At 31.2% G+C, this 9719-nt stretch carries 9 protein-coding genes; all 9 read right to left on the reverse strand.

The window, feature by feature from the left end; all coding sequences use genetic code 11:
- Positions 1-1452, reverse strand: a complete 1452-nt coding sequence (locus PHP31_06985; GenBank protein ID MDD3739022.1) for a TolC family protein — start codon at positions 1450-1452, stop codon at positions 1-3.
- A gap of 305 nt (positions 1453-1757) precedes the next feature.
- Positions 1758-2408 carry a hypothetical protein gene (locus PHP31_06990; GenBank protein MDD3739023.1) on the reverse strand — a complete coding sequence of 217 codons (651 nt, stop codon included), beginning with the start codon at positions 2406-2408 and terminating at the stop codon, positions 1758-1760.
- Positions 2409-2486: 78 nt separating this feature from the next.
- A complete protein-coding gene (locus tag PHP31_06995) occupies positions 2487-2624 on the reverse strand; it encodes a hypothetical protein (protein MDD3739024.1) in 138 nt (45 codons plus the stop codon).
- 357 nt (positions 2625-2981) lie between these two features.
- Positions 2982-3596 (reverse strand): hypothetical protein, encoded by a 615-nt coding sequence (locus tag PHP31_07000; protein MDD3739025.1) that lies wholly within the window; start codon positions 3594-3596, stop codon positions 2982-2984.
- 1294 nt (positions 3597-4890) lie between these two features.
- Entirely contained in the window at positions 4891-5517 is a 627-nt protein-coding gene (locus tag PHP31_07005) for a hypothetical protein (protein MDD3739026.1), read from the reverse strand.
- Positions 5518-5536: 19 nt separating this feature from the next.
- Positions 5537-5725, reverse strand: a complete 189-nt coding sequence (locus PHP31_07010) for a hypothetical protein (GenBank protein ID MDD3739027.1) — start codon at positions 5723-5725, stop codon at positions 5537-5539.
- A gap of 630 nt (positions 5726-6355) precedes the next feature.
- Entirely contained in the window at positions 6356-6961 is a 606-nt protein-coding gene (locus PHP31_07015) for a hypothetical protein (protein ID MDD3739028.1), read from the reverse strand.
- A gap of 946 nt (positions 6962-7907) precedes the next feature.
- Complete coding sequence (locus PHP31_07020; GenBank protein ID MDD3739029.1) at positions 7908-8507, reverse strand: hypothetical protein; 600 nt, start codon at positions 8505-8507, stop codon at positions 7908-7910.
- Between the two features lie 679 nt (positions 8508-9186).
- Entirely contained in the window at positions 9187-9561 is a 375-nt protein-coding gene (locus tag PHP31_07025; protein MDD3739030.1) for a hypothetical protein, read from the reverse strand.
- Positions 9562-9719: the final 158 nt, after the last annotated feature.

Raw genomic sequence — 9719 nt, forward strand, 5'->3', positions numbered from 1 at the left:
TTATAAAATTTTCAATGGTTTTCCCATAAAATATTGCAGAATAAGTGTTTTAAACACGTAATCGTACTTAGCTTTTATGAGTTCGGCTTCCGAATTTTGAAGGTTATTTTTTGAGATATTATAATCTGTGGTTTTTATCATTTTTAGATCAAAGCGTTCGCTTGCGTATTTGTATGCTTCCTGAGCGGATTTTTCGCTTAATACGGCTGCCTGATATTTATTCCACGCCGATTGTGCATCGAAGTGAGCTTGTTGTATTCTCTTTTGCAAGTTAAGTTTTTCGTTTTCCAACATATATTCGGCGTTCAGCTGATTGATTTTGGCTTTTTTTACCGAAGTCTGTGTGTTGAAACCGTTAAAAATAGGAATAGCCAAGGATATCCTTACAGATTTATTGATATTGTCTTGTATTTGCTGACCAAAAGGAATCGTTTTGTAATTACCCTCGGGTACGAGTGTAAATACGGGGTTTATAGTAGTAGGTGATGTGTAGAAGTAACCTATTTGCCTTTCCATCAAATTGTTGGGAGTTGTATTTTCCATTGCCGCACCCGAATATCCCGAACCTATTGAACCTTCGATGCTCAATGTTGGTAGCAGCATGCCGTAGGCTTGCTTGTATTGCATTTTGCTACTTTGCACTCTAAGTTCCGAAGCTTTTATTTCGGGTTTGTTTTGAACAGCGTACAAGTAGATGCTTTCAGCATTGAGCAAGTTTTCCGAAGATAATTTATTTAAGTCAATTTGTGGAACTTCAACTCTAAAGTTGGTGTCGTAAGGCATGTTTAACAATTGCATTAAGGACAGATACGCAAGGTCTAAAGAGTTTTTTGCATCAACTATTTGAGAGTTTTCTTTAGCCAATTGCGACTCAATGTCGTACAATTCGCCTTTGGTAGCCGAGCCGGCATCTACAAGCGTTTTTATTCGTTGTGTTTGTAGTAAAGTGCTTTCGTTCGATGTAGTAAGAATGTTTAAATTTTCGGTAGCAAATAAAATTTGCAGATAAGCCGAAGCTACTAAAACCGATATTTCTTCTTCGGCTTTTTGCAAGTCGTATTTTTGTGCGTTGAGTTCAATTTTCGATTGCTTATATCTGTTTGCACGGTTTAGTCCGTTGAAAATAACCAATGATGAACTCAAATAAAAGTTATCGGTCTGTACTCTGTTTGTAGCAAAGCTGTTGGTGTAGCGGTCTACGGTTTGTCCCCAATTGTAACCGTGAAATGCACCTGCATTTACAGTAGGTAAAAAATTCAGTTTGCTTGAAGTGATGTCGTATTCGGAGTTTCTGATTTGCAATAATTGTTGCTTAAGCTGAATATTGTTGTCTATAGCGTAATCTATGCATTGTTCCAAACTGAATACCTGTTGCGAAAATATTTTGTTATGGCTCAACAGCAAAACAAGCAGCAAAAACAAAGCAGCTAAGTGTGCGGTTTTAACTTTCATTATTTATATTTTTTTGTAAAAACTGTCATAAAACAGACCTTACAAAAGTAAAAGATTTTTGTAAAAATCCATATAATAAAAAAAGTTAATTGTGGCGATGATTAAAATTAGCTATTGGCTTTTAGCCGTTGGCTGTTGGTTTTTAGTCTTTAGCCTTTGGCTCTTGGCTTTTGGCAGAATAAAATTAGAAGTTAGAAGTCAGAAGGTAGAAGTGGGAATTCACTGTTATTAAACTCCATTTCTAATTTCTGACTTCTAATTTCTAAAACCCCGTAACTCGCACCCCGTAACTCGAACGATTAACATTATGTGAGTTGCTTATCTAAACCCAATTTTTTCGACTTCATTGCTTGTATTTGTTCTAAATATATCTGATGATTTCTCTTTTTGCATAATTTTCTAAACAAATAAATCAAAGTTGATAAAAAACCAATGTCAATAAAGGTGCTGAAACAATAAAAAATTATAGGAAATTCATCGTCAATTGTAAAACCTAAACTGATGAACATTGAAGCTATAATTAACGAAGCATATATTACCAATAAAGTTCCAATATTTCTTTTTTTTCCTACTTCACGTACCAGTAACCCGGAAATTAGAAATAATATTGGAAGAGCAAGAGTTATGATAATTGATAAAAACATAAATTTGCTACCAAAGGATAATTCTGCTATAGCGTCTAGTGGAACCAACATAAAGAACAACAAAGCTGCTACATTTAGTAAAACAATTTTTTGTTGATAAAATTCTTGAATATATACCTTCATTAAATGTAATACACAACCAAGTGAAATATTCCATAGAGCAAAAACAAGCTTTTCGGGTATTTTAATAAGCAAATTTACATCGGCTTTTGTTAGTTCAAAATTAATGCTGATGAGAGATAATATAATTGCAAAGTAACATAGCACGGTAATTAAGCGTGCTTTGTCATATATCTTAAGTTTTTCTACCATGATAATTAGTTTTAGAAATTTTACCTACTCTATTTAACGGTTTTCGGCTTTTCCGTTTTTAATTATTTTATCTATACTTTATATTATATTTTTTGTTGAAAATATTGAACAAGAGTCTTCTTTACCAGTTGTTCTTAAATACTCGTAATGTTTAGGAAGCCATTGAGGTGTTTCCTTAAGTACGATTATTTTATTTCTATCTTCTTGTTCTTTCATTCGTTCAATTATTGTTGTGTCATAAGCCATATCTGCAATTTAGCTTTCGATCCCATATTATCGATATTAAAACATCGAAATGTTTTAACGCAAAGGTAATCTATTTCTTTATTTATGCAAATATATTTCATTCTATTTCGATTTATTTTTTATGATTAAAACAGTAAAATTATTCAATCACCATGTATAACCCTAAAACACTGTGTTTCATAAAATAATTACTTGGTTTGAATAGATTTTTTTGTAGAGTATGCCAAAAGATTTTCCGAATTATGATATGCGTATCATTTTCGTAGTTTGGCATAGCTTGTGCTAGTTTGGCTATTTTCTCAAGAGCGAGAAAATAGCCCTTTTTTATTAGTTTAAAACATATCTTGCTGTAATTCTGCTTTTTCTTATTGCATGAGACATTTCTCTAAAATTCATACTCAAAATTGTTAAATAAACAATGTCAACACTGGTACCCACAATGTAAAACCATAAAGGGACTTGACCTTTAAGCGCAAAGTATAAACTTAGGAGTATCGATACCATAATTAATAGGGCATAGGTTATTATTAAAGTTCCAATAGTTCGTTTTTTCCCTACTTCAAGTACCTGTATTCCGGAAATTAGAAACAATATTGGAATAACAAGAGTTAACAGAATTGATATAATCATTAATCCGTCATTAGAGTGAATTTCTGCTATAATGTTTAGTGGCACTAGCATTAAATATATCAAAGCTGATACATTTAGTAAAGTAAGTTTTTTATGATAATATTTTTGAATATATTGTTTCAGCAATAGAAATATACCAGCTAATGCAAAATTCCACAGACTAAAAACAATCCATTCGGGTATTTCCATAATCCAATTTTTACCGGCTCTTATATGTTCAACTTCAAAACTGATGAGAGATAATACAATTGCTATGTAACTCAGCCAAGTCATTAAAGACGCCTTATAATAAATTTTTGAACTTTCTTCCATAATATTTAATTAATTTAAAATTTTCATCTACATTTATTTACTGGTTTTTGGCTTTTACATTTTTAATTATTTATACATCTATATATTTATATATTTATGTCAAATTTTTTTGTTTTTTTACTGAACACCTTGAGCATACGACTTATTTGCTATCCACTCCATAATATTCGAAGTACTATAGGAAGCCATTGAATTGTTTCCTTTTGTACGGTTATTTTTTTACTATCTTCTTGTTCTTTCATGTTTTTAAATATTTTAATCTAATCCTTTACAATTAATATGTCATTCTGTTTTATATGTTCAACTATTATGATTTAACAAACAACATTTATCATCTTAATCACGTTTTCAGCATCCCAATATATTTATCTTGATATTGAAAGTGAGGGATTGCAAAAGTAAAATGTTTTTGCTACAAGTGTAAACTTATGCAATTTTTTAATTAAGTTTCTGTTAAAAAACGATTAATTGCAATTTTATCAGTAAAAATTAAGAGTTTGTTTTTTTACTCCACTATTGTTACCTGTTCATTATCAACAGCTTATTAAAATCCTGTTTCATTTTTGCAGCTTTGTCCCAAAACGAGACATGTGCAATTGTTCCAATAGTTATTTAGTAGAACTCAGAGTTAATCGTATACTCCGACTTTCGCAGCTTTGTCCCAAAACGAGACATTTGTAATTGTTTTAATAGTAGTTATAGAGTAGTACTCAAAGTTAATCGTATGCTCCGGCTTCAGCAACTCTGTCCCAAAACGAGATGTTTTTTTGTTTTATACATTCAGCAACTAATTAAGATACTTTGTGCCTAATTATACATTGCTGTTAGCTGTTAGCTATTGGCATTTATTAATTATCAATTAATAACTATTGCTATTTGTACTCCGAAGTTCGGGGGGTAAATTGAAAATTGGGCGCACCACACAGCATGTAACTCGCAACTTGTTATCCAAAGTGACACAGATCTCAATTGCACATCCATTTTCGGCACTTCGAAACGCCTTCGGCACTCAGTGACCGAAAATGTTGTACTCGAAACTCGAAATTCGTAACTTATTTTGCCATTAGCCGTTAGCTTTAAGCCGTTGGCTGGTTAAGTTAGAAATTAGAAATTATAATTATCAAATTTTAACTCAAAACTCGGAACTCGTTACTCGTTACTCGTAACTTATTTAGCCTTAGCCTTTAGTTTTTAGTCCTATAACTTCAGGACTGTACTTAGCCAATAGCTAAGAGCCAAAAGCCAAAAGCCGATCCGCATCACGCAACTCGCTACACGTATCGCAGGTAAGTAACTAATTTAAATTACTAGTACTAAGTACCTTTCGATTATTTCTCCTTTCTCTTATTATACGAGATAATTTTCTAAATCTTATACTCAAGAATGTTAAAAAACTTATGTCAACAATGGTGCCGACAATGTAAAACCATAAAGGAAAATTATCTTTAACCGTAAAGTATAAACTTAAGATTATTGATGCCATAAGTACTAAAGCGTATGCTATAATTAAAGCTCCAGTTATTAGTCTTTTTCCTACATCAAGCACTTGTATTCCTGAAATTAGAAATAATATTGGAAGAATAAGTGTCAATATAAATGATAAAATCATTAATTTTTCGATAGAGAATAATTCCACTATAATGTTTATCAGTCCCATTATAAGATATAACAAGGCTGAAACAGATAGTAAAGTAATATTTTCTTTATGAAAATCTTGAATATATTCCTTTAGTAACTGAAATATGCCAGCTAATGTAAAATTCCATAATGTAAAAATTAGCCATTCAGGTATTTCAAAAAGCAAATTTATATTGGCTCTTGTTAGTTCAAGTTCAAAACTTGTAAGAGATATTACAATTGCAATGCAACTTAACCAGGTCATTAAACATGCCTTACCACAACTTTTATATTTTTCTTCCATAAAAATAAATTATAAATTTTTACCTATTTTGTTTAACGTTTTTCGGCTTTTCCGTTCTAATTATATTTATACTTTTTATTATTTTGCTTGAAGATATTGGGCAAACATCATCTTCTCTATCTGCTCTTAAATAATCGTAATACTTAGGAATGTTTAGTAGTGTTTCCTTTTGTACAGTTATTATATTTCTATCTTCTTGTTCTTTCATTCACTTACAATATTTTAGTCTAATCCTTGACAATAAATCATTCTATTTTATAAGTTCAATTATTGTGATTTCATAAACAGTATTTTTCCATATTGTTTTCGATACGGCAATATCGATATAAAAATATCGAAAATAATTCATTGCAAAATTATTATATTTATTTAACTGTGCAAATTTTTTTCAAATTTTTCAATCACAATTTTTTATCTGCTATAAGTAAAAATATATACTGTTATATAATACGCTAAATTACAACGCTTTACTGAGAGGTTTTTAGGTGAGAATCGATTTATTTTGCAAATAAATTTTTTAAGCAATTATATTTTTTCTAGCTGATTTGAATTAATTGATAACATTTTGTCAATCAGTTACTGATTTCGTAAATATTTATCTTAAAATAGTGGTATGTAGAAACACAAAACTTTGTTTATTAGTTAACTGTATTAGTAATTTTTTGAGTGATGGTGGGTTAGTTTTGAGTTCAGAGTCAGGAGTTAGGAGTTAGGAGTTGGGAGAGTTCAGAGTTAAGAATCCCGAGTTAGGAGTTAATTCCGAATTTTCTGAACAACACCTAATACTCTATACACGCACCTCGAAACTCGCAACATTATCCTTATTAGTTTTAAATATTTATTGTTGTATTTCTGCTTTTCTTTTATTGTAAGGCATTTTACTAAACTTTCTACCCAAAATGAATAAAAGACCAATGTCAATAATGGTACCAATAAAATAAAACCATAAAGGGAATTCATTTTCATTTTCGGAGATAAAGCGTGAACAGATTAACATTGCTACAATCATTAATGAAGCATATATTATCAATGAAGTTCCTATTTTTCGTTCTTTTTTTATTCTATTTACCTGTACTCCGGAAATTAGGAGTAATACTGGAAAAGCAAGAATTAAGATAACTGATAAAATCATTAATCCATCATTGGCGTATAATTTAACTATAGCGTCTAGCGGGACTACTATAAAATATATCAAGGCTACCACAGCTAGTGTAGTAATTGTTTTTTTATAAAATTTCTTAGTATAGTCTTTTAGTACGAGCAATATAGCAGCAAATAATAAATTCCATAGATCGTTAACAATACGTTCAAGTATTATTGTATTCCAACTTAAATAATTTTTTCCAACTTCAATTGTTAAACTGATGAAAGTACATATAATTGCAGCGTAACATAGCCAAGTTATTAATCGTGCCTTACCATAAATTTCACATTTTTTTTCCATAATAATTAATATAAAAATTTCATCTATTCTATTTATCGGTTTTCATTTTTTCTGTTCCAATTATAAATATTAATACTATTTATTGTTTTGGTTGAAGATATTGAGCAAGCATCGTCTTTTGTGGTCGCTATAAAATATTCGTAATGTGTAAGAAACCGTTGAAGAGTTCCCTTTGGTACGTTTATTATATTATTATCTTCTTGTTCATTTATGCTTTTACAATATTTTATTCTAAACTCTCACAATTAATATGCCATTATATTTTATGAGTTCAACTATAATGATTTCATATACCACATTTATCATCTCATTCCCCTATTCAGTATCGCAATATCTATATCGTAATATCGAAAGTAGGGGATTGCAAAAGTAAAATGTTTTTGTTACAAATATGAACTTGTGTGAATTTTTTATTAAGTTTCTATTAAAAAACGATAAATGGCAATTTTATCAATATTAATTACGACTTAGTTTTTTAACCCTGATGTTGTTAGTCGCTTATTATCAGCAGTTTGCTGAACTTTTCTTCATCTTCAAGAACTTTGTCCCAAAAAGAGAAATTGCAATTTTCCCAATAGTTATATGTGCAAATCCCTGAGATAATCGCTTACTCGACTCTCTGCAACTTTGTCCCATAATGAGACAATAAAAATTGTTTTATTAGCAACCACGTTCCGAAACTTCGTGCTTATATGTTCCTCGAAGTTTCGGAGTTAATTGACAATTGCTTATGCCTTTTGCTCTTGACTGTTAACCGTTGGCTTTTGGCTTTTGGTGATGGTTTGTCCCGAGAATTAGTGAGTGGTAAGTGGTGAGTGTGTGGTTAGATATGAGTCAGGAGTTTTGAGTTAGGAGATAATCCCGAGTTTTCGATAAAATACTCGAAACTCGATACTCGTAACTCAGAACTAACCCCGTAACCCGCATCACGCAACCCACTACATACTTATTGTTGTATTTCTGATTTTCTTTTATTGTAAGCCATTTTTCTAAACTTTCTACTCAAAATGAGTAAAAAACTTATGTCAACAACGGTACTAACTGAATAAAACCATATAGGAAAGTTGTTTATGAGTATAAAGTATGTGCTGACGAATATTGATATTATAATTAACACAGCATATATTATCAATAAAGCTCCAATTTTACGTTCTTCTTCTATTTTATTTATCTGTATCCCTGAAATTAGTACAAATACAGGATAAACAAGAAGTAAGATAATTACTAAAACCATTACTCCGTCATTAAGCGACGATTCGCCTATAGCATTTAGGGGTCCCAGTACAAAAAAAATAACAGCTACTATAGTTAGTGAAGTAATTGATTTTTGATAAGATATTTGAATATAATCTTTCAGCAAAAGCAATACGCTAGCGAATGAAAAACTCCATAGGATAAAAACTGTCCATTCAGGCAATTTGGTATTCCAAATTATGCCGGCTTTACTATGTTCAAGCCTTAAACTGATAAGGGATAATATAACTGTAACGTAACATAGCCAGGTAATTAAACGTGTGTTATCGTAAATTTTAGTTTTTTCTACCATAATAATAGTTTTAAAATTTCACCTAATCCATTCAACGTTTTTGGCTTTTCGTTCTTACATGCGTTAACCATATTTTAGTCCCAACTCTTATATTACAATATCGATACCACAATATTGATTAATTGTAATTTTATTGCAAACATAATACTATTCTTTAATTGTGCAAACTTTTCTTAATCTTTTTTAATCACATTTTTTTATTTGTAATAATGTAAAAGTATCAACTGTTCTGTATGGTGCTAAAACACAGCGTTTTAACAAACAATTGCTTGATGTAAATAGATTTGTTTTGTAAGTTGCTGTTGTCTGCTAAATATCTTTAATCGTATAGTTTCTATTAGCTATTGGCTGTTAGCCCTTTGCTCTTGGCTTTTGGTGGTGGCTTGTCCCGAGAATTCGGGAGTGGTGGAGTGGTGAGTGGTGAGTGGTGGAGTGGTGAGTGGTGAGTGGTGAGTGATGAGTGGTGAGTGATGAGTGATGAGTGGTGAGTGGTGAGTGGTAATTATCAATTATCAATGAACAATTTGTAATTAGTAATTGTTCTCCGAAATTTCTTGGCTAATTGCCCCGCACCCCGCACTCCGTTACCCGCGCCAATCACTGACCACAATTCACCAAACACCATTCACTTAACTAGATTTAAATTTTTTGAAACAATTAGGATTTTAATAAGGAATAGCTACTTATGCAGAAATATTTCAAACTCCTGATTTCCAGCGTATTTATCAAGACTAATGTGATATATTGAATAGTCGTCTTCTCTTATTTGTAATCTGTAATAATATCGTTCTTCAGGTTGAAACAAAAAGTGGAAATAGCCGTTTTCATCGGTCTTAGTTTTATCAATAGGATTATATATGACGTCCATTAATACACATCCCTCAAGATGAACAGTAGCATCTTTTATAGGATACAATGAATCTCTGTCGTAAACAAAGCCCTGAATGTATATATTTTTGGGTAAGATTTTAGGGTCTTCTCTTATAAGTCCTCTACATGAAGTTAGACTAGCTATAGCTGCTATTAATAAAAATAATGTTACTACCTTTTTCATATGCTTAAGTTTTTATATTGTTCATTGTTATTAGCCCCCGAAGTCTCGGGGCTTTTGGCTGTTTGCGATGGCTTGTCCCGAGAATTCGGGAGTGATGAGTTGGTTAGTCCTGAGTTAGGAGTTTCTATTTCAAAAACTCAGAACTCGGAACTCGGAAC

It is taken from the genome of Lentimicrobiaceae bacterium (assembly GCA_028697555.1).
In the GTDB taxonomy this organism is placed as follows: Bacteria; Bacteroidota; Bacteroidia; order Bacteroidales; family UBA4417; genus UBA4417.

Bases quoted from the DNA above. Each gene is read 5' to 3' on its own strand.
- PHP31_06985 (MDD3739022.1), bottom strand. From the start codon at position 1,452: ATGAAAGTTAAAACCGCACACTTAGCTGCTTTGTTTTTGCTGCTTGTT.
- PHP31_06990 (MDD3739023.1), bottom strand. From the start codon at position 2,408: ATGGTAGAAAAACTTAAGATATATGACAAAGCACGCTTAATTACCGTG.
- PHP31_06995 (MDD3739024.1), bottom strand. From the start codon at position 2,624: ATGAAAGAACAAGAAGATAGAAATAAAATAATCGTACTTAAGGAAACA.
- PHP31_07000 (MDD3739025.1), bottom strand. From the start codon at position 3,596: ATGGAAGAAAGTTCAAAAATTTATTATAAGGCGTCTTTAATGACTTGG.
- PHP31_07005 (MDD3739026.1), bottom strand. From the start codon at position 5,517: ATGGAAGAAAAATATAAAAGTTGTGGTAAGGCATGTTTAATGACCTGG.
- PHP31_07010 (MDD3739027.1), bottom strand. From the start codon at position 5,725: ATGAAAGAACAAGAAGATAGAAATATAATAACTGTACAAAAGGAAACA.
- PHP31_07015 (MDD3739028.1), bottom strand. From the start codon at position 6,961: ATGGAAAAAAAATGTGAAATTTATGGTAAGGCACGATTAATAACTTGG.
- PHP31_07020 (MDD3739029.1), bottom strand. From the start codon at position 8,507: ATGGTAGAAAAAACTAAAATTTACGATAACACACGTTTAATTACCTGG.
- PHP31_07025 (MDD3739030.1), bottom strand. From the start codon at position 9,561: ATGAAAAAGGTAGTAACATTATTTTTATTAATAGCAGCTATAGCTAGT.